This is a genomic window from Pseudomonas sp. AB39(2026) (genome assembly GCF_059831485.1).
The window spans coordinates 4,516,052-4,537,889 of sequence record NZ_CP195212.1; the positions used below are offsets into that span (position 1 = coordinate 4,516,052).

Annotated in this window: 20 protein-coding genes; 7 read left to right on the forward strand and 13 right to left on the reverse strand. The window is 63.9% G+C overall.

The genetic code is table 11. From position 1 onward, the window contains the following. Window positions 1–45: 45 nt before the first annotated feature. Genes ACSAMW_RS20800 through ccoN form a run of 9 tightly spaced genes read right to left on the reverse strand, consistent with a single transcriptional unit; the run spans window position 46 to window position 8,278 of the window. Complete coding sequence (locus ACSAMW_RS20800; protein WP_500591880.1) at window positions 46–774, reverse strand: sulfite exporter TauE/SafE family protein; 729 nt, start codon at window positions 772–774, stop codon at window positions 46–48. Next, window positions 764–940: a cbb3-type cytochrome oxidase assembly protein CcoS gene (gene ccoS / locus ACSAMW_RS20805; RefSeq protein WP_168081649.1), complete on the reverse strand. Its 177-nt coding sequence runs from the start codon at window positions 938–940 to the stop codon at window positions 764–766. Before ccoS ends, ACSAMW_RS20800 begins: the two co-directional genes overlap by 11 nt. After that, window positions 937–3,330 (reverse strand): heavy metal translocating P-type ATPase, encoded by a 2,394-nt coding sequence (locus tag ACSAMW_RS20810; protein WP_500591881.1) that lies wholly within the window; start codon window positions 3,328–3,330, stop codon window positions 937–939. Before ACSAMW_RS20810 ends, ccoS begins: the two co-directional genes overlap by 4 nt. Further along, a complete protein-coding gene (locus tag ACSAMW_RS20815) occupies window positions 3,327–3,854 on the reverse strand; it encodes a FixH family protein (protein ID WP_500591882.1) in 528 nt (175 codons plus the stop codon). The genes ACSAMW_RS20810 and ACSAMW_RS20815 overlap by 4 nt, the downstream gene beginning before the upstream one ends. Then, the gene (locus ACSAMW_RS20820; RefSeq protein WP_500591883.1) at window positions 3,851–5,098 is read right to left on the reverse strand and encodes a 4Fe-4S dicluster domain-containing protein; all 1,248 of its coding nucleotides are present in this window, start codon (window positions 5,096–5,098) and stop codon (window positions 3,851–3,853) included. Before ACSAMW_RS20820 ends, ACSAMW_RS20815 begins: the two co-directional genes overlap by 4 nt. Next, entirely contained in the window at window positions 5,095–6,063 is a 969-nt protein-coding gene (ccoP, locus tag ACSAMW_RS20825) for a cytochrome-c oxidase, cbb3-type subunit III (protein WP_500591884.1), read from the reverse strand. Before ccoP ends, ACSAMW_RS20820 begins: the two co-directional genes overlap by 4 nt. Beyond that, on the reverse strand, window positions 6,060–6,230 hold the full coding sequence (locus ACSAMW_RS20830) for a cbb3-type cytochrome oxidase subunit 3 (protein ID WP_500591885.1): 171 nt from the start codon (window positions 6,228–6,230) through the stop codon (window positions 6,060–6,062). Before ACSAMW_RS20830 ends, ccoP begins: the two co-directional genes overlap by 4 nt. Before the next feature lie 3 nt (window positions 6,231–6,233). Then, window positions 6,234–6,842, reverse strand: coding sequence for a cytochrome-c oxidase, cbb3-type subunit II (gene ccoO, locus ACSAMW_RS20835; RefSeq protein WP_500591886.1), 609 nt, complete (start codon window positions 6,840–6,842; stop codon window positions 6,234–6,236). Next, the gene (gene ccoN / locus ACSAMW_RS20840) at window positions 6,839–8,278 is read right to left on the reverse strand and encodes a cytochrome-c oxidase, cbb3-type subunit I (RefSeq protein WP_500591887.1); all 1,440 of its coding nucleotides are present in this window, start codon (window positions 8,276–8,278) and stop codon (window positions 6,839–6,841) included. Before ccoN ends, ccoO begins: the two co-directional genes overlap by 4 nt. Window positions 8,279–8,420: 142 nt before the next feature. Between ccoN and ACSAMW_RS20845 the strand changes: the two genes are divergently transcribed. Continuing rightward, on the forward strand, window positions 8,421–9,077 hold the full coding sequence (locus ACSAMW_RS20845; protein ID WP_500591888.1) for an alpha/beta family hydrolase: 657 nt from the start codon (window positions 8,421–8,423) through the stop codon (window positions 9,075–9,077). Between the two features lie 83 nt (window positions 9,078–9,160). Here the strand turns inward: ACSAMW_RS20845 and ACSAMW_RS20850 are convergent, their stop codons facing one another. Next, complete coding sequence (locus tag ACSAMW_RS20850; protein ID WP_500591889.1) at window positions 9,161–10,726, reverse strand: methyl-accepting chemotaxis protein; 1,566 nt, start codon at window positions 10,724–10,726, stop codon at window positions 9,161–9,163. 157 nt (window positions 10,727–10,883) lie between these two features. Continuing rightward, a complete protein-coding gene (acnA, locus tag ACSAMW_RS20855) occupies window positions 10,884–13,622 on the reverse strand; it encodes an aconitate hydratase AcnA (RefSeq protein ID WP_500591890.1) in 2,739 nt (912 codons plus the stop codon). A 223-nt stretch (window positions 13,623–13,845) separates the two neighbouring features. On the opposite strand from acnA, the gene rlmM reads away from it, so the two are divergent. The 3 genes from rlmM (at window position 13,846) to pdxB (ending at window position 16,391) form a co-directional block, all read left to right on the forward strand. Continuing rightward, on the forward strand, window positions 13,846–14,901 hold the full coding sequence (rlmM, locus tag ACSAMW_RS20860; RefSeq protein ID WP_500591891.1) for a 23S rRNA (cytidine(2498)-2'-O)-methyltransferase RlmM: 1,056 nt from the start codon (window positions 13,846–13,848) through the stop codon (window positions 14,899–14,901). 74 nt (window positions 14,902–14,975) lie between these two features. Further along, on the forward strand, window positions 14,976–15,227 hold the full coding sequence (gene tusA / locus ACSAMW_RS20865; RefSeq protein WP_500591892.1) for a sulfurtransferase TusA: 252 nt from the start codon (window positions 14,976–14,978) through the stop codon (window positions 15,225–15,227). A gap of 21 nt (window positions 15,228–15,248) precedes the next feature. Beyond that, window positions 15,249–16,391, forward strand: a complete 1,143-nt coding sequence (pdxB, locus tag ACSAMW_RS20870; RefSeq protein ID WP_500591893.1) for a 4-phosphoerythronate dehydrogenase PdxB — start codon at window positions 15,249–15,251, stop codon at window positions 16,389–16,391. A gap of 618 nt (window positions 16,392–17,009) precedes the next feature. On the opposite strand, the gene ACSAMW_RS20875 is transcribed toward pdxB, so the two are convergent. Both ACSAMW_RS20875 and ACSAMW_RS20880 read right to left on the reverse strand, forming a co-directional pair. Then, window positions 17,010–17,798, reverse strand: a complete 789-nt coding sequence (locus tag ACSAMW_RS20875) for a hypothetical protein (protein ID WP_500591894.1) — start codon at window positions 17,796–17,798, stop codon at window positions 17,010–17,012. Between the two features lie 58 nt (window positions 17,799–17,856). Further along, window positions 17,857–18,810 carry an alpha/beta hydrolase gene (locus ACSAMW_RS20880; protein WP_500591895.1) on the reverse strand — a complete coding sequence of 318 codons (954 nt, stop codon included), beginning with the start codon at window positions 18,808–18,810 and terminating at the stop codon, window positions 17,857–17,859. 136 nt (window positions 18,811–18,946) lie between these two features. On the opposite strand from ACSAMW_RS20880, the gene aroC reads away from it, so the two are divergent. Genes aroC through ACSAMW_RS20895 form a run of 3 tightly spaced genes read left to right on the forward strand, consistent with a single transcriptional unit; the run spans window position 18,947 to window position 21,837 of the window. Beyond that, window positions 18,947–20,041, forward strand: coding sequence for a chorismate synthase (gene aroC, locus ACSAMW_RS20885; protein WP_168081615.1), 1,095 nt, complete (start codon window positions 18,947–18,949; stop codon window positions 20,039–20,041). Window positions 20,042–20,074: 33 nt separating this feature from the next. Continuing rightward, a complete protein-coding gene (locus ACSAMW_RS20890) occupies window positions 20,075–21,226 on the forward strand; it encodes an MFS transporter (protein WP_500591896.1) in 1,152 nt (383 codons plus the stop codon). Continuing rightward, entirely contained in the window at window positions 21,223–21,837 is a 615-nt protein-coding gene (locus ACSAMW_RS20895; RefSeq protein ID WP_500591897.1) for a methylthioribulose 1-phosphate dehydratase, read from the forward strand. The genes ACSAMW_RS20890 and ACSAMW_RS20895 overlap by 4 nt, the downstream gene beginning before the upstream one ends. The last annotated feature ends 1 nt before the right edge of the window (window position 21,838 follow it).

The window sequence follows — 21,838 nt, forward strand, 5'->3', positions numbered from 1 at the left end:
CGTATGAAGCGCAAGGGTAACCGATTGAAACACAACGGGCCAACTTCAGCTGGATCCATTAATGACGTGGTGTGTAGCCATGTGCTCATGGTGAGAGCTGAAAGCCTCATGGTAGACAACAGCGGCGCACGTCCACAGGCCATAGGCAATCAGCAGGCTGCCCGCCGCCCGGCGAATACCAGGGCGTCTCAGCCAGCGCTGCCCACCGGCACCGGCCAGGCCGGTCAACAGCAAGAGGGGCCACGTGCCTAGCCCAAAGGCCAGCATCAACAAGCCCGCATGCGCCGGCTGGCCCTGACTGGCTGCCCACAGCAGCGTGCTATAGACCAGGCCACAGGGTAGCCAGCCCCACAGCATGCCCAGCATGACCGCCGCTCGCAGCGAGGCCACCGGCAGCAGGGTGCCGGCCAAGGGACGGATGCGCGCCCACAACCCTTGGCCCACATGCTCCAGCTTCAGCAACCCCTGCCACCCTCCCGCTAGGTATAAGCCCATCACCACCAACAAGCCACCGGCCAACAGCCGTAACGGCCACTGCCCTAGGGCTTGGGTGAGCGCCCAGCCCGCACCGCCCAGCAGCATACCGGCCACCCCATAACTTACTACCCGGCCCAGGTTGTAGCCCAGCAGCAGGGCTGAGCGGGACCGGCGGCCCGGTGTGGCGCCCAAGGCAAAGGCGCCCATCAGCCCCCCGCACATGCCTACGCAATGGCCACTGCCCAGCAACCCGAGGATAAAAGCACTGGCCAGGCTGGACAGCATTTCAGCGGTCATGGGAAGGCGGCTCAGGTGGGGGAGGCAGGTCTTCATCCATCAGCAGGCGCCGTGCGGGCGTATCAAGGTCATCGTATTGCCCACTGCTGACAGCCCAACAAAACAGCCACACCACCGCGCTGACAATCAGCAGCGCAGCGGGTATCAGAAAATACAGGGCGCTCAAGGGCGGGCCTGCGGCAAGCGGTTCAGGCGCAAGGCGTTGAGCGCCACCAGCAGCGAGCTGGCCGACATGCCAATGGCCGCCCAGGCCGGTGTGACCAGCGCCATGGCAGCAAACGGCAGGATGAGGCCATTGTACAGCGCAGCCCACGCCAGGTTTTGCAGGATGACCCGGCGGCACCGGGTCGCCATGTCAACAGCCTCGATCACAGCACCCAGGCGATTGGAGAGCACCACGGCATCGGCCTGGGTATGGGCCAGGTCCGTGCCTTGCCCCATGGCGATGCCAACGTCGGCCTGGGCCAGCATCGGGGCGTCGTTGCTGCCGTCACCCACTACCAGCACGGTTCGGCCCTCAGCCTGAAGCCGCGCCAGCAGGCTGAGTTTGTCCGCAGGCAGCAGCCCACTGAAGGCCTCGATGCCCAAGGTATGGGCCAGGCCCTCCACGGCAGGGGAACGGTCGCCGGAGGCTATCACCATGCGCCAGTTACGCTTGCGAGCGTAGGCAATCAAGGCCGGTGCGTCTTCCCGCACGCGGTCGTCCAGGCCGAACCACGCCAGGGGCCCGGACGGGTCAGCCAGCAGCAGCCACTGGTGTTCAGTGTCGGGTGCCGCCAACGCTTGCTTGCACGCCCAGTCGGCCGCGCCCAGCCGCCTCACCTGGCCTTGCACCTCGCCTTCCAGCCCTTGCCCAGGGTAGGCCTGCACGCTTTGAGCGAGGAGGCTGACGGGTGCAAAGGCATGGCTCAGGGTATGGCCGGAATCCTGTTGCAACGCACTGGCCAGTGCGCTGCAGTCCGCCGCCGATAGCAACCCGAGCGGCACGACCTGAGCAATGTGCGGGCGCCCTTCAGTGAGTGTGCCCGTCTTGTCCAGCAGCAGGGTGTCCACGTGAGTGAGGGTTTCCAGCACAGCCCCACGGGTAATCAGCAAGCCGCGCCGCTGCAGTGTAGATAGGGCCGCCGTCAGGGCCGTAGGGGTCGCCAGGGACAGGGCGCACGGGCAGGTGGCAACCAGCAAGGCCAGCACCACCCACGGCGCCTGCGCCTTGTCCAGCCACCACCAAGCGGCGCCGAACACCAGGGCAGCCCCTAGGGACACCCACAGCAATACCCGCGCGGCCCGGTCGGCCAGCCGGGCCAAAGCCGGTTTGTTGGCCTGCGCCTGTTCCAGCAAGCGGCTGATCGCCGACAACTGGCTGTGATCGCCTACCGCTTGCACACACACGTCAAGGCGTTGATCGAGGTTGAGCGTGCCGGCACTGACCCGCTCACCTGGCCCACGCGGGCACGGCATGAATTCCCCCGTCAGCAAGGATTCATCCAGCCGGGACTGGCCATAAACCACCACGCCGTCGGCCGGCACAACACTGCCGGCGGGAATGCGGACCTGATCGCCTACTGTCAGGCTGCTGAGCAATACGTGTTCAGCTTGGCCTGAGGGCAGTATGCGCAGGCAACTGGCAGGCAATTGTGCGGCCCATTGGGCACTGCCTTGGGCGGCACGCTGGCGCACCCGCGCCTCCAGGTAGCGACCGGCCAGCAGGAAGAACGCGAACATGCCTACCGCATCGAAATACAGCTCGCCCTGGCCGGTGACCGTGGTGTAGATCCCCGCCCCATAGGCGCCGCCAATGGCCAGGGCCACGGTCAGGTCCATGCTGGCCTGCCTGGCCCTTAGCGCACGGGCTGCACCCTTGAAAAAGGGCGCGCAGCTATAGAACACGATAGGGGTAGCCAGGAAAAACCCTACCCAGCGCAGTACTGTGTGCAGGGCGGGGCTAAGGTCCAGGTTGAATTCCGGCCAGGTCGCCATGGTGGCCATCATCACCTGAAACCATAAAATGCCGGCCACGCCCAGCCGCTTGAGCGCCCCGCGGGTATTCCGTACCTGGGCCTCGGCCGCTTCATCGGCACGCCAAGGGCGAGCGGCATACCCGATGTGCCCCAACTCGGCCAGCACGGTGGCCAAGGGCACAACGGCGGGTTGCCAGGCCAGGCGAAGCCGGTGGGTAGCCAGTTGCACGTCGGCTGCCTCCACACCTGGCATTGCTTTGAGGCGGTGCTCGATGAGCCAGGTGCAGGCTGTACAGTGCAGGCCTTCTACAGCCAATGAAAGGCGTGCCATCCCATTGGCTTCGCGAATAAAGCCCGCCCAGCTCTCATCAGGCTCGGAAGTGAGAAGGCCCGCAGGGCGCACTGGCAGGGCGCCAGGCGCTTCGCGGTGGTGGTAGAAGCTTTCCAGGCCTGCCTCCATGATGCTCTCGGCCACGGACTGGCAGGCCAGGCAGCAGAACGTACGGCGCGCCTGTAGCAGCTCACGGGTATAGCGGCCCTGCAACGCCTTGGGCACGGCTTCGCCGCAATGGAAACAACGTTGGATGTCGGCCGTCATGGCTTCAGCGCCGCCGCAGGCGTGTCATCACCCAAGGTAACGCTATGGTCCTGAACCACCCATTCCTGCTCGTAGATCCGCCAAGTGCCCTCAGGGCTTGTGCCTAGCAGCTCCAGGCTGCGCCGGCCCTCGACTGGCTCTGCCAACTGCCCCCGGTATTCGGCAATGCCCCGTGTGGCCACTTGGCTGCGCACCAGGCGCACGGCACGGTCCCGGCCCGGCTGGGTAGGGCTGATCACGTTGAGCTGCAGGTGTGCCGGCTTGCTACGGCCGCGCAGGCGCAGGCGCACTTCCCCGGTGAGGCTGTCGAACACCAGTTCAGCCTGCTGCCCTAATTGACGGGCGAGCAGGTCTTCACCCAAGGCCCGGTTGATACCTTTGCCCGCATCGTAGTAGCGGTCGTTGACCACGCCATCCTGGCCCCTTATGGCCAGCACCAGCATCACGCTGCTCAGCAGCATCGAGCCGGCCAGCAGCAGCACGATGAACCATGCCCACCGGTGTTTATACCAAGGGCTGGTCATCGCAATGGCCCCGTGAAGCGGCTACTGACCTGTTGTTCAATGGCCTGTGCAGCGGGTGAACGGTGTTCAGCTACCTGAAACACCACCTCGGTATTAACCGCCTGCTCAGCCGCCAGGGCCAGGCTCATCACCTCGGTTCGCCGCTCACCCGGCGCCAGTGTGACCTGGCGTACTCCCCGCCAGGCCAGGCCTTGGGGGCCGGTGGCACTCAAGGCATAGGTACGCGGCTGACGTGTCTTGTTCATGACCGTGAGGCTGTACAGGTTTTCAATAAAGCCATCGCCCCGTTCGCGGTAGAGCTGCCGGTCCTTGCTCACACTCAGGGTCACCAGTGGCCGAGTGGCCAAGCCATAGGCAAGCAATGCCGTGCTGGCGATCACCGCCACCCCGTACCCTAGCAGCCTGGGTCGCCGTTTCGGCGGGGCATGGCCAGCTTGGCCGGCTTCGCTGCGGTAGGCAATCAACCCCTGGGGGCGTTTTACCTTGGCCATGACGCTATCGCAGGCGTCCACACAGGCGCCGCAGGCAATGCAGGCCAGTTGCAGGCCTTGGCGGATGTCGATGCCGGTAGGGCACACCTGCACGCACAGGGTGCACTGGGTGCAGTCGTCACGGGCCTGGTCATAGTGGACTACGGGTGTGTGGGCATCGAACATCACGGCCTGGAAACGGCCGTAAGGGCACAGGTAGACGCACAGGTGTTCACGTAGCCACCCGGCGTTGACATAGGTGAGCAGGGTGATAGCCGCCAGGCAGGCCCCTGCGCCAGCCCCTAGGGTGCCCGTGGCGATGGCAGGCAACAGCTGCTGGATGGGCACAAACAGGCCCACCAGTGTGAGCGCAGTGAGTGCGCTGAGGGTGAGCCACAGCAGATGACAGATCAGGCGTCGCCCTCGGCTCACACGCTCGCACCACAAGAACAGCGCAGTCCACACGGTGTGAGGGCAGGCATACCCGCACCATACGCGCCCGGCGAGCACGGTGGCCCAGAATAAGGCCAGCGCCGCGACGATCAAGGCCAGGGCGAGCAGGTGCAGGTCGTCCGGCCAGAAGGCCGCACCCCATACCTGCAGGCGGCGGTTGGGCAGGTCCAGCCACAAGGCTTGCTGGCCCTGCCAGCGCCACCAGGGAAGCGATAGAAACGCGAGCACCAGCACGCCCCCCAGCCCTGTACGCAGCCGCGTGTATCGGCCGCTGACGGCACGCGGCAGCACCGTAAGGTTGCGCACAGGTATCAGGGTCATGGCGCGGGTTGCTCAGCGGCAGGTGGCTGGGACAGGCTGCGGATATAGGCGGCCAGCACCTTCACGCGTTCGTCCCCTACGATTTGCCCTTGGGCAGGCATCTGGCCCATGCGCCCATCGTGGATGCTGCGGTACACCGCCTCGAAGCTGGCGCCGTTGATAAAGCCACGGGCCTGGGTAAGGTCCGGCGCGCCCAGCAATGGGTTGCCATGCCCTTCGGCACCGTGGCAGGCCACACAGGCCTGGGCATAGCGTTTGGCGCCCTCAGCGGGGTTGGCGATAATCCCTTCGGGCACGGTACGCCCATTGAGTTGCAGTACATAGGCGGCCATGTCGCGGCTACCTTGCTCGCCCAGTACAGCGGCCCAAGGCGGCATTACACCGGTGCGGCCCAGCCGGATACTGGTTTGCAGGGCCGCGTCATCACCGCCCCAGCGCCACAGGTCATCGGCCAGGTTCGGGAAGCCTGGTGCGCCTTGGCCATCGGCCCCGTGGCACAAGGCACAGTTGCTGGCGTAAAGGCGCTTGCCCATGGCCAGGGCTTGGGGGTCCGCTGCTACGGCGTCCAGCGGGAGGTCAGCAAAGCGGGCGTACAGCGGAGCATAGGCTTCCCGGGCTTGGGCTTGTTCCTTTTCCCATTGATGAACCCCGCTCCAGCCTTGACGGCCATCGGTGAAGGCCGTTTGGGTATGCGGGTCCAGCCAGGTGTAGCCCGGCAGCAACCCCCGCCAGTTACCCAGGCCGGGGTACAGCAGCAGATAGGCCACGGCAAATACCAGGGTGGCGATGAACAGCCAGGGCCACCAGCGCGGCGGCGGGTTGTTCTGCTCGGTGATGCCATCGAACTCAGGGGGCGTGTCGTCAGGGTCAGATGGGCGGGAACGGTTGGCCCACAGCAACCACCCCATGGCGGCCAAGGTGCCCAGGGTCAGTACGGTGATATACAGGCTCCAGAAGGCGCTCATGGCGGGGGAGCGTCCTGTGGCTCATCCTTGGGCTCATCGGCAAAGGGCAACTGCGCGGCATCATCGAAGTCCGCCTGGCGGCGTGCACTCCAGGCCCAGATAACCAGGCCGATGAAGCTCACCAGTACCAGCAGCGTACCCAGGCCGCGAAGGGTTCCGACGTCCATGGCTTATGGCCTGTCCTTGATAAGGGTGCCAAGGCCTTGCAAGTAGGCCACCAAGGCTTGCAGTTCTGTTTTGCCCCGCACCGCAGCCTCCGCCCCCTGGATGTCAGCCTCGGTGTAGGGCACCCCCAGGGTACGCAGGGCCTGCAGCTTTCGAGCGGTTTGCGTGCTGTCCACCAAGGTGTTGGCCAGGAAAGGGTAGGCCGGCATTACGGATTCAGGCACCAGGCTGCGCGGGTCGGTCAGGTGTGCCACGTGCCAGGCATCGGAATAGCGCCCGCCTACCCGGGCCAGGTCCGGCCCGGTGCGTTTGGAACCCCAGAGGAAAGGGTGGTCCCACACACTTTCGCCGGCCACTGAATAATGCCCATAACGCTCGGTTTCCGCCCGCAATGGGCGAATCATCTGGGAGTGGCAGCCCACGCAGCCGTTGGCAATGAACACGTCGCGGCCTTCCACTTCTAGCGCCGTGCGCGGCGTCATGCCCAGCACCGGCTGCGTGGCTACGTCCTGGAAAAACAGCGGCACGATCTGCGTCAGCCCGCCCACGCTGATGGCCAGCACCATCATCAACGCCAGCAGGCCAATGTTCTTCTCCAGCCGGGCGTGGTTCATCGCAGCGCCCCGGGTATGGCCGCTGCTTTCAGGGCCTGCTCAGGGCTACCGCGCTGAACGGTGCGCCACAGGTTCCAGGCCATCACCAGCATGCCGCTGGCAAAGCAGGCGCCCCCCAGCAGGCGTACCCCATAGCCCCCGTGGCTGGCCTGAACCGCCTGAACGAAACTGTAGGTGAGGGTGCCATCGTCTTCGAGGGCCCGCCACATAAGGCCTTGGATAAGGCCATTGACCCACATGCCGGTGATGTAGAGCACTGTGCCCACGGTGGCCAGCCAGAAGTGCGCGTGTATGGCGGTAATACTGTGCATGCTCGACCGGCCAAATACCCGAGGCGCCATGTGGTAGGTAGCGCCGAGGGTGATCATTGCCACCCAGCCCAGCGCCCCCGAATGCACGTGGCCGATGGTCCAGTCCGTGTAATGGGTGAGGGCGTTTACCGTCTTGATGGACATCATTGGGCCTTCGAAGGTGGACATGCCGTAGAAGGCCAGCGCCACCACCAGAAACCGTAGGATGGGGTCGGTACGCAATTTGTCCCAGGCACCGGCCAGGGTCATCATGCCGTTGATCATGCCGCCCCAGCTGGGCACCAGCAAAATCACCGACATCACCATGCCCAGGCTCTGGGCCCAGTCCGGCAGCGCTGTGTAGTGCAAGTGGTGGGGGCCGGCCCAGATGTAGAGGGTAATCAGCGCCCAGAAATGGAGGATGGACAGCCGGTACGAGTACACCGGGCGCTCGGCCTGTTTGGGAACGAAGTAGTACATCATTCCCAAAAAACCGGTGGTCAGGAAAAACCCGACGGCATTATGGCCATACCACCACTGCACCATGGCATCGGTGGCCCCGGCGTACACCGGGTAGGACTTGAACAGGCTGACCGGCAAGGCCAGGTGGTTCACCACATGCAGGATGAGCATCACCAGGATAAACGCCCCGTAGAACCAGTTGGCCACATAGATGTGCCGTACGGTGCGTGCCCGTATCGTGCCGAAGAACAGCCAGGCGTAGGCCAACCAGACAATGGCCAGCGCCACGGCGATGGGCCATTCCAGCTCCGCGTATTCCTTGCTGGTGGTGTAGCCCAGCGGTAGCGAGATAACCGCTGCCACCAGCACCGCTTGCCAGCCCCAGAACACGAACTCGGCCAAGGCATCGGAGATCAAGCGCGCCTGGCAGGTGCGCTGCACCACATACAGCGATGTGCCGAACAGCGCACAGCCGCCGAAAGCGAAAATCACCAGGTTGGTGTGCAGCGGCCGTAGGCGGCCGAACGTGGCCCATGGCAGTTCGAGATTGAGTGCAGGCCATACCAGCTGCGCGGCGATGAACACGCCCACCAGCATGCCTAGAATGCCCCAGGCCACAGTGGCCACGGTGAATTGGCGAACGACCCGGTAGTTGTAGGTGGTTGCGCGCGAAGGGCTGTGCATGGTTCGTCCACATGGATATGAAGCAGTGGTGGCAGTGTGGGGGAAGTCGGGCAGGGAGGCAATGCGACCTCACGCCTCGCTGGCATGGTGCTTTGCCCGGCCTTCGTGCACAGTCGGGCTTTATGGCTCAGGAGCTGGCGTGATGGACGAGTGGGAAGAACGTGTACAGGACAATGGCTGGTTATGGAACGGTGCGACCACCGAGGCCAGCGAAGACGAGCGTACCTGCCTGATTCTGGCCCACGGCGCAGGCGCGCCCATGGACAGCCCCTTCATGGAGACTCTGGCCGGCCTGCTGGCCAAGGGCGGCGTGGACGTGCTGCGGTTCGAATTCCCCTACATGGCCCAGCGCCGGCTTGACGGCCGCAAACGGCCGCCTAACCCCCAAGCCCGGTTGCTGGAGAAGTGGCGCGAAGTGTATGCCCTGGCCCGTACCCTGGTGCCGGCGCGCCTGGCCATTGGTGGCAAATCCATGGGCGGGCGCATGGCCAGCCTGCTGGCCAATGAACTGGGTGCTGATGCCTTGGTGTGCCTGGGTTACCCGTTTTATGCCGCAGGCAAACCCGAAAAACCTCGGGTCGAGCACTTGGCAGACCTGCAAGTGCCCACGCTGATTATCCAGGGCGAACGGGACGCCTTGGGCAACCGTACGGCAGTGGAGGGCTATACCCTGGCGCCTGCCGTGGAGGTGTACTGGATGGCCGCAGCGGACCACGACCTCAAGCCCCTGAAAGCCTCCGGGTTCACCCACGAACAGCACTTGGAGGCAGCGGCTGACCGGGTGTGTGCGTTTCTTTGAACATGTTCGCCCGCTACGCAGGCACTGTAGGAGCCTGCGTAGCGGGCGAATAGGGCCCCCGCAAAGATTAACCGTTAACAGCGCTACCGGTTGAACCGCTCCACCAGCGAATACTGGCTGGCTGCGGTCTGGGTCAGTTCTTCGCTGAGCAAGGCCGTGCTCTGGGCTTTGCCGGAGGTCTGGTCTGCCAGCTCGGCGATGGTGGTGATATTGCGGCTGACCTCTTCGGCCACGGAGCTTTGTTCCTCGGTAGCGGCCGCGATCTGGGTGGTCATGTCGGTGATGTTGGCCACCGCCTCGCTGATACCTACCAGTGCCTGGTCCGCTTCCAGCACGCGAGCCACCCCTTCCTGAGCCTGGCGGGTGCCGGCTTCCATGGTTTGCACGGCCGCGTTGGCGGTGCTTTGCAATTTGGCGATCAGGCTGTGGATCTGGCCAGTGGACTCCGCCGTGCGCTGGGCCAGCTGGCGTACTTCATCGGCTACCACGGCAAAGCCCCGGCCCATTTCCCCTGCACGGGCCGCTTCGATGGCGGCGTTCAAGGCCAGCAGGTTGGTCTGGTCCGCAATGCCCTTGATCACGTCCACCACGCCGCCAATCTCGTCGCTGTCCTTGGCCAGGCGCGTCACGGTCTGCCCGGTTTCACCCACGGACGCCGACAGCCGCTCGATGGCCTCGCGGGTTTCACCGGCAATGTCGCGGCCCCGGCGGGTCAATTGGTTGGCCTGTTGGGTTGCATCGGCCGTGCGTTGCACATGGCTGGCCACCTCCTGAGTGGTGGCCGCCATTTCGTTCACGGCGGCGGCCACCTGTTCGGTTTCGGCCTTCTGGCGGTCCAGCCCTTCGGAGCTTTCGTGTGCCAAGTGGTCGGCCTGGCGGGCCTGGCCATTGAGGTGCTCGGCGGTATCCTGCAACCGCGTAAGGCACGTTTTCAAACGGGCTTCCTGGCTGAGCATGGACATTTCCAACTGCCCCTGCACACCACGGCTGTCGGTATACATCTGCGCAATCAGAGGGTCGGAGGTGGTTTGTTCCGCCAGTTTCAGCAGCCGCTTCAAGCCACGCTGCTGCCAGCTCAGGCCCAGCAACCCCAGCGGTACCGAAAGCGCTGCAGCGGCCGCGAAGCCCCAGCCCGTGTTCAGCCACAGCCCGATCAGAAAACCGACCTGGCTGACCAGAATGAACGGCAGCCAGTCCCGTACCACGGGCAACCAACGGTCTATGGCGGCGATTGCCGGCTTGCTGGCATTGAGCCGGGCGTACAAAGCCTGGGCACGGCCGACCTGTTCGGCAGTGGGCTTGACCCGCACAGACTCATAGCCCACCACCTGGCCATTTTCCAGCACAGGGGTGACGTAAGCGTTCACCCAGTAGAAGTCGCCGTTTTTGCAGCGGTTCTTCACGATGCCCATCCACGGCCGGCCCTTCCTGAGGGTGGACCACATGTGCTCGAACACGGCCGACGGCACGTCCGGGTGGCGCACTAGGTTGTGAGGCGCGCGGATCAGCTCGTCACGGCTATAGCCGCTGATGTCCACAAAGGCATCGTTGCAATAACTGATCATGCCTTTGGTGTCGGTGGTGGAGATCAACCGCTGCTGGGCGGGGAAGGAACGTTCACGTTGGGTGACGGGCTGGTTGTTGCGCATGAGCTGGCAGGTTCCGCTTGGGGCTTTGTGAGCATGTCGGCGGGAACGGGGGAATGTTTAGGCCGGATGTACGAAAAGCGGATCCAGGTTTCAACAGTTAATCAATGCGGGTAGCGCCTGGCGCGCATGAAAATCCGCGAGCCAGGCGCCTGTACAGTCAGGCAATCAGTTGCCGCAGCACATAATGCAGAATCCCTCCGGCCTTGAAGTACTCCACCTCATTAAGGGTATCGATCCGGCACAATACCCTTACATCTTGGGTTTCGCCGCCGTCGCGGGTGATGCGCAGGGTAAGCGGCAGGTGAGGGGTGAGGGTGGCGTTGGTCAGGCCGAGAATGTCGAAGCGCTCACGGCCTGTCAGCGCTAGGCTTTTCCGGGTGTCACCGGCGGTAAACTGCAGTGGCAGCACGCCCATGCCGACCAGGTTGGACCGGTGGATACGTTCGAAGCTTTCCGCGATCACGGCTTTGACGCCTAGCAGGTTGGTGCCTTTGGCCGCCCAGTCGCGGCTAGAGCCCGTACCGTACTCCTGGCCTGCCAAAATGACCAAGGGGCTGCCCTCAGTTTGGTAGCGCATGGCCGCATCGTAGATGGCCAGTTTTTCACCACTTGGGATGTGAACCGTATTGCCGCCTTCTTCGCCGCCCAGCATCTCGTTGCGAATCCGGATATTGGCGAACGTGCCGCGCATCATCACTTCGTGGTTGCCACGGCGGGAACCGTAGGAGTTGAAGTCTTGGGGTGCCACGCCCTTTTCTCGCAGGTAACGGCCCGCCGGGCTATCGGCTTTGATGTTGCCGGCCGGAGAGATATGGTCTGTGGTGACTGAGTCTCCCAGCACCGCCAGGGCATAAGCACCCTTTACGTCTTCCACCACGGGAAGGGGGCCGGCAATCCCTTCGAAGAACGGTGGATGCTGGATATAGGTAGAGTCGTTCTGCCAGACATAGGTCGCCGCCTGGGGCACGTCGATGGCCTGCCATTGGGCATCGCCGGTGAACACCTCGGCGTATTCCTTGTGGAACATGGCGGTGTCGACCTTGGCGACCGCTTCGGCAATTTCACGTTGGCTGGGCCAGATGTCCTTCAGGAAAACAGGTTTTCCATCAGGTGTAGTACCCAAAGGCTCGCTGGCAATATCGATGCGCACGTTACCAGCCAGGGCATAGGCCACTACCAGGGGGGGTGACGCCAGCCAGTTGGTTTTCACCAACGGATGTACGCGGCCTTCGAAGTTACGGTTGCCAGACAATACAGAAGCCACTGTGAGGTCGGCCTGCTGAATAGCCGCTTCGATAGGGGCGTCCAATGGCCCGGAGTTGCCAATGCAGGTGGTGCAGCCGTAGCCCACCAGGTCGAAGCCCAATTGTTCCAAGTAAGAGAGCAGCCCAGCGGCCTTGTAGTAGTCGGTGACCACTTTGGAGCCGGGCGCCAGGGAAGTTTTTACCCAAGGCTTGCGGTTCAGCCCCTTTTCCACCGCTTTCTTGGCCAGCAGCCCGGCTGCCATCATGACGCTAGGGTTAGAGGTGTTGGTGCAGGAAGTGATCGCCGCAATGACCACAGCCCCGTGCTTAAGTGCATGGGTGGCGGTGCCATCGCTGTACGTGGCCTCGCCGGCCTGGTCGGCATTCCCCACCGCTACGCCACCGCCGCCTTCGTTTTCCAAGCGGCCTTCCTCTTTTTTCGCTGGCTTGAGCTGCAGGCCGATAAAGTCATTGAACGCCTGGCTGACCTGGCCCAGAGGCACGCGATCCTGGGGGCGTTTCGGGCCGGCCAGGCTGGCCTCAACCTCGCCCATGTCCAGGCCCAACTGTGCGCTGAACACCGGCTCCTGGCCGGGTTCGCGCCACAGGCCTTGGGCCTTCGAATAGGCTTCCACCAGTTGCACGGTTTCTTCCGGGCGGCCAGACAACCGCAGGTAGCCCAGGGTGATGTCATCCACTGGGAAAAACCCGCAGGTGGCACCGTATTCCGGCGCCATATTGGCCAAGGTCGCGCGGTCGGCCAGTGGCAGTTCAGCCAGGCCGTCTCCGTAGAACTCCACAAACTTCCCCACCACCCCTTGCTTACGCAGCATCTGGGTGACAGTCAGTACCAGGTCGGTGGCAGTGATGCCTTCTCGTAGCTTGCCCGTGAGCTTGAAGCCCACTACTTCTGGAATCAGCATGGACACCGGCTGGCCTAGCATGGCCGCTTCCGCCTCAATGCCACCCACGCCCCAGCCCAGCACACCCAGGCCATTGATCATTGTGGTATGGGAATCAGTGCCCACCAGCGTGTCGGGGAAGGCGTAGGTGCGGCCATCCTCTTCGCGCGTCCACACGGTGCGGCCCAGGTACTCCAGGTTTACCTGGTGGCAGATGCCAGTACCGGGCGGCACCACGCTGAAATTGTCGAAGGCACTCTGGCCCCAGCGCAGGAAGGCATAGCGCTCGCCGTTACGTTCCATTTCAATGTCGACGTTTTCCTCGAAGGCCTGCGCGTTACCGTAGCGGTCCACCATCACCGAGTGGTCGATCACCAGGTCTACGGGCGACAACGGGTTGATGCGCTGGGGGTCACCGCCTGCCTTGGCCACGGCGGCGCGCATGGCCGCCAGGTCTACCACCGCCGGTACGCCGGTGAAATCCTGCATCAACACCCGCGCCGGGCGGTACTGGATTTCCCGGTCCGAGCGCCGATCCTTCAACCAGCCCGCCAGGGCGTGCAGGTCCGGCACCCCCACGGTAGTGCCGTCTTCCCAGCGCAGCAGGTTTTCCAGCAGCACCTTGAGGGACATGGGCAGCGATTGCAGGTCGCCCAACTGCTTGGCCGCAGCGGGCAGGCTGAAATAGTGGTACTCGCGGTCACCGACCTTGAGCGTATGCAGGGTATTCAGGCTATCGAGGGAAGGCATGTAAGGGGTCTCCTGATGGCCCGCACGGCACGGACCATTGGCTGAGCTTGTCTGCACTGGACTTTCCCAGCACCGCCACGGTTCCCACGGTGTGCCTGGCTGCTCCAACGGTCGCAACGCCGGCCCCCATGGTGGCGACGGCTGCGCTATCATCCGCAGTTTGCCGCGCCACCTTCGCCTTGCGCCGAACGCAAGGCCCCAGGGCGCGGCCTGCGGAGTAGGGATGAATACCTTGTTGCTTCACTGCCGCCCCGGTTTCGAGGGCGAAGTGTGCTCGGAAATCAGCGAGCACGCGGCCACGCTGGGTGTGGCCGGTTACGCCAAGGCCCGGCCCAGCACGGCATGTGCCGAGTTCGTGTGCATGGACGCCGAAGGCCCTGCCGCGCTTATGGCGCAGTTGCGCTTTCGCGAGTTGATCTTTCCGCGTCAATGGGCGCGTGGGCACTATGTGGCCCTACCGGAGACCGACCGTATCAGCGTGCTGCTCCAGGCGCTCGAAGGCTACCCAGCCTGTACCAGCCTGTGGCTGGAGGTGCTGGACACCAACGACGGCAAGGAACTGTCTACGTTTTGTCGCAAGTTCGAGGCGCCGTTGCGCAAGGCGCTGGAAAAGGCTGGCAAGCTGCGGTCCGGCCCGCCTGGCACCCGTTTACTGCTAACGTTTATCAGCGGCCGGGAGGTGTTTCTGGGCGTGGCCGAGGAGCAGAACAGTGCCATGTGGCCCATGGGGATTCCTCGCTTGAAGTTTCCTCGCGAAGCCCCGAGCCGTTCCACCCTCAAGCTGGAGGAGGCCTGGCACCACTTCATTCCTCGTGACCAATGGGACGACCGCCTGCACAGCGACATGACCGCCGTGGACCTGGGTGCTGCACCGGGGGGCTGGACTTGGCAACTGGTGAACCGGGGTATGCTGGTGACCGCCGTGGACAACGGCCCCATGGCCCAGAGCCTGATGGACACCGGCCTGGTCAAGCACCTGATGGCCGACGGGTTTACCTATGCACCGCGGCCACCGGTGGACTGGATGGTGTGCGATATCGTGGAAAAACCCGCCCGCAATGCGGCGTTGCTGGAAACCTGGCTGGGGGAAGGGCATTGCCGTGAGGCAGTGGTGAACCTCAAACTGCCCATGAAGCAGCGCTATGCGGAGGTGCGTCGTTTGCTGGACCGCATTCGTGAGGGCTTCCAGGCGCGCCGTATCAAGGTGGCCATCGGCTGCAAGCAGCTGTACCACGACCGTGAGGAAGTGACCTGCCACCTGCGCCGGTTGGATACCTGATGCTCTTGTCCATGCAACGAGAGCCACGCAACAAGAGTCATGTACCGAAAGCGGCCCACGGGGAGATGTAGCCCATGCCTGATACCCTTGAACACCTGAACGTCGATGCGGTACTTGACGCCACTGGCCTGAACTGTCCGGAGCCGGTGATGATGCTGCACCAGTCCGTGCGTGACCTGCCGCCCAGCGGCCTGTTGAAAGTGCTCGCCACCGACCCGTCCACCCGGCGCGACATTCCCAAGTTCTGTGCGTTTCTGGACCACGAACTGGTCGGCCAGGATGAGGCGGCGGGCACTTATCGTTACTGGATTCGCAAAAAGGCGTAGTAAGCGCCCAGAGGTCCCTCGATGCTGATCGTTGCTGACGAAAATATCCCCTTGGCTGACGCCTTCTTCCAAGGCTTTGGCGAACTTCGCCGAGTGCCAGGGCGCACCCTGGCCGCCAGCGACGTACGTGATGCGGAGGTGCTGCTGGTGCGTTCCGTGACCCCGGTCACTCCGGCGCTGCTGGAAGGCAGCCGTGTGCGGTTCGTGGGTACCTGTACCATTGGCACCGACCACCTGGATGTGTCCTGGCTGCAACAGCAAGGCATTGCCTGGGCCAGCGCGCCAGGCTGTAATGCCCGTGGCGTGGTCGACTATGTGATCAGTAGCCTGTTTACCCTGGCTGAGCTGGACGGCGCCGCCTTGCCCGAGCGCACGTATGGCATCGTGGGTGCAGGGCAGGTGGGCGGCAGGCTGGCCAGTGTGCTGCGTGGGTTCGGCTGGCAGGTGAAGGTGTGTGACCCGCCGCGACAGGCGGCAGAGGGCGGCGACTTCTGTAGCCTGGATGAGATTATCGAACACTGCAATGTGATCAGCCTGCACACGCCGCTCACCAAGACCGGCCCTGATGCAACCTGGCACCTGTTGGGCAGCCCCGAACTTGAACGCCTGCGCCAGGGCGCTTGGCTGATCAACGCGGCCCGTGGGCCTGTGGTCAGCAACACTGCACTCAAGCGGGTACTGCTGGCCCGTGATGACCTTCAGGCGGTGCTGGATGTGTGGGAACACGAGCCTGCGGTCGACGAGGCGCTGGCCGACCTGTGCGCCATCGCCACGCCTCACATCGCGGGCTACAGCCTGGAGGGGCGGCAACGGGGCACCGAAGCGATCTACCGGGCTTACTGTGCAGCGGCTGGCGTGCAACCTAGCGTTTCTCTGGCTAATCTGCTGCCGCCACTGGCATTGCCGGGCCTTACCCTCAATGGCAGCGCCGACCCCGCCTGGGCGCTGGCCATGCTATGCCGTGCGGTGTACGACCCCCGTAGCGACGACGCCCGTTTTCGGCTCAGCCTGGCCGGCGATGCCGCTCAACAACGTGCCCGCTTCGATGCGCTGCGCAAAGCCTACCCGCCACGCCGGGAGATCGATGGCTTGGCCGTGCACATCGAAGGGGAGGGCGCGCTGCTGCGCCAGTATGTGCAGGCGCTGGGTGCACGGCTGGTGTAACGCGAGGCGCCCGTTCGCAGGGTGCCCCTGCTCCCACACAGTGAACTGCGGTGCCCCTGCTTTCACATATGCAGCGCAGTCCAACCCTGTGGGACCGGGCAAAGCCCGGGAACGAACGACCCAGGCACTGGGTTTACGGCTGGCATAGCGCGTGGCGCCAGTTCGCAGGGTGCCCCCTGCTTTCACATATGCGGCGCAGTTCAACCCTGTGGGATCGGGCAAAGCCCGGGAACGAAAGGCACAGGCACTGGGTTTACGGCTGGCATAGCGCGTGGCGCCAGTTCGCAGGGTGCCTGCTGATCCCACACATGCGGCGTAGTTCAACCCTGTGGGATCGGGCAAAGCCCGGGAACGAAAGGCACAGGCACTGGGTTTACGGCTGGCATAGCGCGTGGCGCCAGTTCGCAGGGTGCCTGCTGATCCCACACATGCGGCGTAGTTCAACCCTGTGGGATCGGGCAAAGCCCGGGAACGAAAGGCACAGGCACTGGGTTTACGGCTGGCATCGCGCGTGGCGCCAGTTCGCAGGGTGCCCCTGCTCCCACACGTGCAGCGCAGTTCAACCCTGTGGGACCGGGCAAAGCCCGGGAATGAACGACATAGGCACCGCCGTAAGGGCTACCGGTGAGTGGCAATCCAGATCAAAAGCGCGGCCTGGAACAGCGCAAACGCAATCAGACAGGCGATGGTAAACCGCAAGCTGCCATCTTCACGCCGGTACTTGTTGAGGCGCTCCTCATGCTTGCGCAGCTTCACCTCCTGCTCCTGCAAGCCTTTGTCGGCCTGTTGCAGCAGCGCGGCGGTTTCCAGCGTGTCCATCCGCTGCAGCTTGTCACCGTTCCAGTTGGGCAGCAGCTCATTCACGGTCACTGGCTTTACACTGCCCTTGAGGTGCTGGGCGTCTTCGTACACCACATCAAACCCGTGGGTGCGCAGCACATGGTCACGCCGTAGGCGAGTGTCTTCCACCAGCGCGTCGCGGTTAGGCAGCTCGATACTGTCCAGGCGATAGGCGGGCCAGCGCCCCTTTGCCCAGGTAGCCGCCTGGGCCAGTAGAAAACGACCCAGGCCACGGTTGGCCGGTTCGATACTGAGGGTTTCCGGCAGCGTGAACAGGCGCCGTTCCTGATGATCGGCCCAGACATCCAGGCAATTCTGTTCCTTGCGTACGCGCTGGCCTGGCAGGTTGATCACCAGCCGCAGCAAGCTGTAGCGCTCACTGTGCCGTTCTGCCCAGCCATATTGCACAAACCGCAAGGGCCGCAGGCCTGCTGTGCGGTCTGTAGGCAAGGCAGCCAGGCGTAGCACTTCCAGGTGCTCTGGGGCAACATCGCCCCATGGCAGGTCGGCACCGGGGGCGGGGGTAGCCGCTTCGGCCGGTGCCTCGTTAAGGGGTGTATCAGACATGGTGACAGTCCTCCTGTAAGGAGGGTATCGGCCATCCAGCCCAGAGCTGAAGCCTAGCTCAGCGGTTCACGTTGACGAAGCTGGCCAGTTCCCGCGCCAGGCCTGCCGCCAGGGGCAGGTTAGGGTTGTTGTAGGAGGCCAGTTGTTGCTTCATGTCCAAAGGCACGATGCGCAGCACGTGGTTCATGCCAGGAATGATCACCCGGCGCGCCTTCGGGTTGGCGGCGGCCAAGGCATCGGCGTCCTTCACACCCACCTGAATGTCGTGCTCGCCCTGGACGATCAGCGCCGGCACCTTCAGCCCCGCGAACGCTTTGCCGGGGTCCTGGCGGAACAGAGAAATCAGGTAGGGCTGCACACTAGGGCGGAACACTACTTGCAGAGGCTCAGGCACCTGCTCATCCACTTGGCCGGCCTTGAGCGAATCCAGCAGCTGCTCGCTGCGGGCATAGAGCTCTGGTGGCAGGCGTTCGCTCAGTTGCTCTCGCAATACCTGGTCGATGGGCCGGCCGCTTCCAGACAAAGTCACCACGCCCACGGCTTTAGTACCCGGGGCTGCCAAGGTGGCGATCAGGGCGCCTTCGCTATGGCCGACCAGCGTCAGCGGGCCAAACCGTGGGTCGGCGGACAGTTGCCGAGCCCAGGCCTGGGCATCGGCCACGTAGCCCTCCACGCTCAGCGTTCGCTCGTCGGGGGCCAGGGGCAGGCCGCTGGCCACGCCGCGTTTGTCGTAGCGCACGCTGGCGATACCGGCACGCGCCAAGGCCCAGGCCAGCTTTTTCAGGCTGTCAGTGCGCCCGGCATCGGGGTTGTTGCCGTCCCGGTCGGTGGCACCAGAGCCGGAAATCATCAGCACCACAGGCACCGGGCCCTTGGCGCGGGGCAGCAGCAGGCTTCCGTGCAACGTGCCTGTGCCGGTGTCCAGGTCAATGGGCCGTTGCAGGATGGAAGCGGGGGCAGCCTGGGCCAGGCTGGTGAACAAGGCAGCAAGCAAGATAAAGAAGCGCAACATCGTGGACCGTGTGGGCAGAGGAAGGGTTGGACCGAAGCGGCTCGGCAGGGTTCGGCAAAGGGTGAACTGCCTCGCTACCCTGCGTATACTGGCCGGCCCCATGTTTCATGCAGATTCATCTCGCGGAGCGCCTCGCATGTCTGGCAACACCTTCGGCAAGCTGTTCACCGTCACCACCGCAGGCGAAAGCCATGGCCCTGGCCTGCTGGCCATCGTCGACGGGTGCCCACCAGGGCTGCCGCTGGACGTTGCGGACCTGCAGCGTGACCTGGACCGCCGCAAGCCAGGCACTAGCCGGCACACCACCCAGCGCCAGGAAGCCGACGAGGTCGAGATCCTTTCCGGGGTGTTCGAAGGCCATACCACGGGTACGCCTATCGGCTTGCTGATCCGCAACACCGACCAGAAGTCCAAGGACTACTCAGCCATCAAGGACGTGTTCCGCCCCGCCCATGCGGACTACACCTATCACCACAAATACGGTGTACGGGACTACCGTGGGGGCGGTCGCAGCTCGGCACGGGAAACGGCCATGCGGGTGGCGGCGGGGGCCATTGCCAAGAAATACCTGGCCACGCTGGGCATACAGGTGCGTGGCTACATGAGCCAGCTAGGGCCTATCCATATCCCTTTCGTAAGTTGGGACTCGGTGGAGCAGAATGCCTTTTTCAGTGCCGATGCCTCCAAGGTGCCGGAACTGGAGGCCTACATGGACCAGCTGCGCCGTGACCAGGATTCCATTGGCGCGAAAATCACCGTGGTGGCCGAAGGCGTGATGCCTGGCCTGGGCGAGCCCATTTTCGACCGGCTGGACGCCGACCTGGCCCATGCCTTGATGAGCATCAACGCCGTCAAAGGCGTGGAGATCGGTGCAGGCTTTGCCAGCGTCGCCCAGCGTGGCAGTGAACACCGGGACCTGCTCACCCCCGAAGGGTTCGTGGGCAACAATGCCGGTGGGGTGCTGGGGGGCATCTCGTCAGGCCAGCCCATCGTGGCTCACCTGGCGCTCAAGCCTACGTCCAGCATTACCACGCCAGGGCAGTCCATCGACGCGGCCGGGCAGTCGGTGGACATGATCACCAAAGGCCGCCACGACCCCTGCGTAGGCATTCGTGCAACGCCTATCGCCGAAGCCATGATGGCCATCGTGCTGCTGGACCAGCTGCTGCGCCACCGTGGGCAGAACGCCGATGTTCGGGTAGGCACGCCGGTGCTGGGCCAGCAGGCATGACCTGCGCGCGCCTGCTCGGCCTGGCCTGACAGCATGGCCGTTCCCTACTGGCGGCTGTCCGGCTTCTACCTGTTCTATTTCGCCCTGCTGGGCGGCACTGCGCCGTTTCTAGCGCCCTGGTTCGCCTACCTAGGGTTCGCTCCTGCGCGCATTGGCGAACTGGTGGCCATTCCCATGGTGATGCGCTGCATCGCCCCGCACCTGTGGGGGTGGCTAGGCGATCGCAGCGGCCATCGCCTTCGCATCGTACGGCTGGGCGCTGCGGCCACCTTGCTCAGCTTCAGCCTGGTATTCCTTGGCGACAGCTATGCCTGGCTGGCACTGGTGATGGCCTTGCATGCGTTTTTCTGGCATGCGGTACTGCCCCAGTTCGAAGTGATTACCTTGGCCCACCTGCGTACCCAGCCCACCCGTTATGGGCAGGTACGGCTGTGGGGCTCCATTGGCTTTATTGCAGCGGTCATCCTGCTGGGGCGCTGGTTCGAATGGCGCGGCATGGGGGATTACCCAGCCACGATACTGGTGATCATGGCCGGCATTCTGTTGGCCAGTGCCTGGGTGCCTGCCCCTGCGCGTGAAGCAGACGAAACCAGCCCGCCATACCCAGGTGATGGCTTTGTGGCACGCTTGCGCCAGCCAGGGGTTATTACCTTTTACCTGTGTGTGGGGCTAATGCAGCTCAGCCATGGGCCGTACTACACCTTTTTCAGCATTCACCTGGCCACCTTGGGCTATAGCAGCCTTGCCATTGGGTTGTGCTGGGCCCTGGGTGTGGTGGCCGAGGTGCTGATGTTTATGGGCATGGCCCGGTTGCTTGCACGCTGGCCCGTCAATACCGTGCTGCTGGTGAGCTTTGTGCTGGCTGCTGTTCGCTGGGTGCTGCTGGGCGGGTTCGCCAGCAACGTGGGGGTTTTGGTAGTGGCCCAGGTGCTTCATGCCGCGACCTTCGGCAGCTTCCATGCTGCGGCGGTACAAAAAGTGCGTACCACCTTTGGCTTGCGCTACCAAGGGCAGGGCCAGGCGCTGTACGCCGCGCTGGCAGGTGTAGGCGGCGCCTTGGGCGCGGTGTATTCCGGCCATGTCTGGCAGTCCCTGGGGCCGTTCGGCACCTTCGCGCTAGCCAGCCTGGCGGCCTTTGCCGCAGCCGTTATGATGGTCCTATTTACCCAGAAGGAACCGGTATGATCCCAGACCGCGATACCCTTGCCCGGCAGATCATCGAAGCGGGCCGTTTTCTGTATGCCCGAGGCTGGTCCCCGGCCACCAGCAGCAACTACTCTGCACGGCTGTCCGCCAGTGAAGCCCTGCTGACCGTTTCCGGCAAGCACAAAGGGGCGTTGGGCCTGGACGATGTGCTGGCCACCGACATGCAAGGCCATAGCCTGGAGCCGGGCAAAAAGCCCTCTGCCGAAACCCTGCTCCATACCCAGCTGTACAGCTGCGATGCCCGTATCAACGCCGTGCTGCACACCCATTCGGTTAACGCGACCGTGCTGTCGCGTGTGACCTCCGGAGCTGTGCTGGTGTTCGAGGATTACGAGCTGCAAAAAGCTTTCAGCGGTGTGTCCACCCATGAAAGCCCAGTGCAGGTGCCGATTTTCGAGAATGACCAAGACATCGCGCGCCTGGCCAGCCGTGTACAGCCTTGGCTGGACGAGCACCCGGACTGCGTTGGCTATCTAATCCGCGGCCATGGCTTGTACACCTGGGGCGCAAGCATGCAAGACGCCCTGCGCCAGGTGGAAGCCTTCGAGTTCCTGTTCGAATGTGAATTGAAGATGCGAGCCGTACGTTGAT

Bases quoted from the DNA above. Each gene is read 5' to 3' on its own strand.
- ACSAMW_RS20800 (WP_500591880.1), bottom strand. From the start codon at position 774: ATGACCGCTGAAATGCTGTCCAGCCTGGCCAGTGCTTTTATCCTCGGG.
- ACSAMW_RS20810 (WP_500591881.1), bottom strand. From the start codon at position 3,330: ATGACGGCCGACATCCAACGTTGTTTCCATTGCGGCGAAGCCGTGCCC.
- ACSAMW_RS20815 (WP_500591882.1), bottom strand. From the start codon at position 3,854: ATGACCAGCCCTTGGTATAAACACCGGTGGGCATGGTTCATCGTGCTG.
- ACSAMW_RS20820 (WP_500591883.1), bottom strand. From the start codon at position 5,098: ATGACCCTGATACCTGTGCGCAACCTTACGGTGCTGCCGCGTGCCGTC.
- ccoP (WP_500591884.1), bottom strand. From the start codon at position 6,063: ATGAGCGCCTTCTGGAGCCTGTATATCACCGTACTGACCCTGGGCACC.
- ACSAMW_RS20830 (WP_500591885.1), bottom strand. From the start codon at position 6,230: ATGGACGTCGGAACCCTTCGCGGCCTGGGTACGCTGCTGGTACTGGTG.
- ccoO (WP_500591886.1), bottom strand. From the start codon at position 6,842: ATGAACCACGCCCGGCTGGAGAAGAACATTGGCCTGCTGGCGTTGATG.
- ccoN (WP_500591887.1), bottom strand. From the start codon at position 8,278: ATGCACAGCCCTTCGCGCGCAACCACCTACAACTACCGGGTCGTTCGC.
- ACSAMW_RS20845 (WP_500591888.1), top strand. From the start codon at position 8,421: ATGGACGAGTGGGAAGAACGTGTACAGGACAATGGCTGGTTATGGAAC.
- ACSAMW_RS20850 (WP_500591889.1), bottom strand. From the start codon at position 10,726: ATGCGCAACAACCAGCCCGTCACCCAACGTGAACGTTCCTTCCCCGCC.
- acnA (WP_500591890.1), bottom strand. From the start codon at position 13,622: ATGCCTTCCCTCGATAGCCTGAATACCCTGCATACGCTCAAGGTCGGT.
- rlmM (WP_500591891.1), top strand. From the start codon at position 13,846: ATGAATACCTTGTTGCTTCACTGCCGCCCCGGTTTCGAGGGCGAAGTG.
- tusA (WP_500591892.1), top strand. From the start codon at position 14,976: ATGCCTGATACCCTTGAACACCTGAACGTCGATGCGGTACTTGACGCC.
- pdxB (WP_500591893.1), top strand. From the start codon at position 15,249: ATGCTGATCGTTGCTGACGAAAATATCCCCTTGGCTGACGCCTTCTTC.
- ACSAMW_RS20875 (WP_500591894.1), bottom strand. From the start codon at position 17,798: ATGTCTGATACACCCCTTAACGAGGCACCGGCCGAAGCGGCTACCCCC.
- ACSAMW_RS20880 (WP_500591895.1), bottom strand. From the start codon at position 18,810: ATGTTGCGCTTCTTTATCTTGCTTGCTGCCTTGTTCACCAGCCTGGCC.
- aroC (WP_168081615.1), top strand. From the start codon at position 18,947: ATGTCTGGCAACACCTTCGGCAAGCTGTTCACCGTCACCACCGCAGGC.
- ACSAMW_RS20890 (WP_500591896.1), top strand. From the start codon at position 20,075: ATGGCCGTTCCCTACTGGCGGCTGTCCGGCTTCTACCTGTTCTATTTC.
- ACSAMW_RS20895 (WP_500591897.1), top strand. From the start codon at position 21,223: ATGATCCCAGACCGCGATACCCTTGCCCGGCAGATCATCGAAGCGGGC.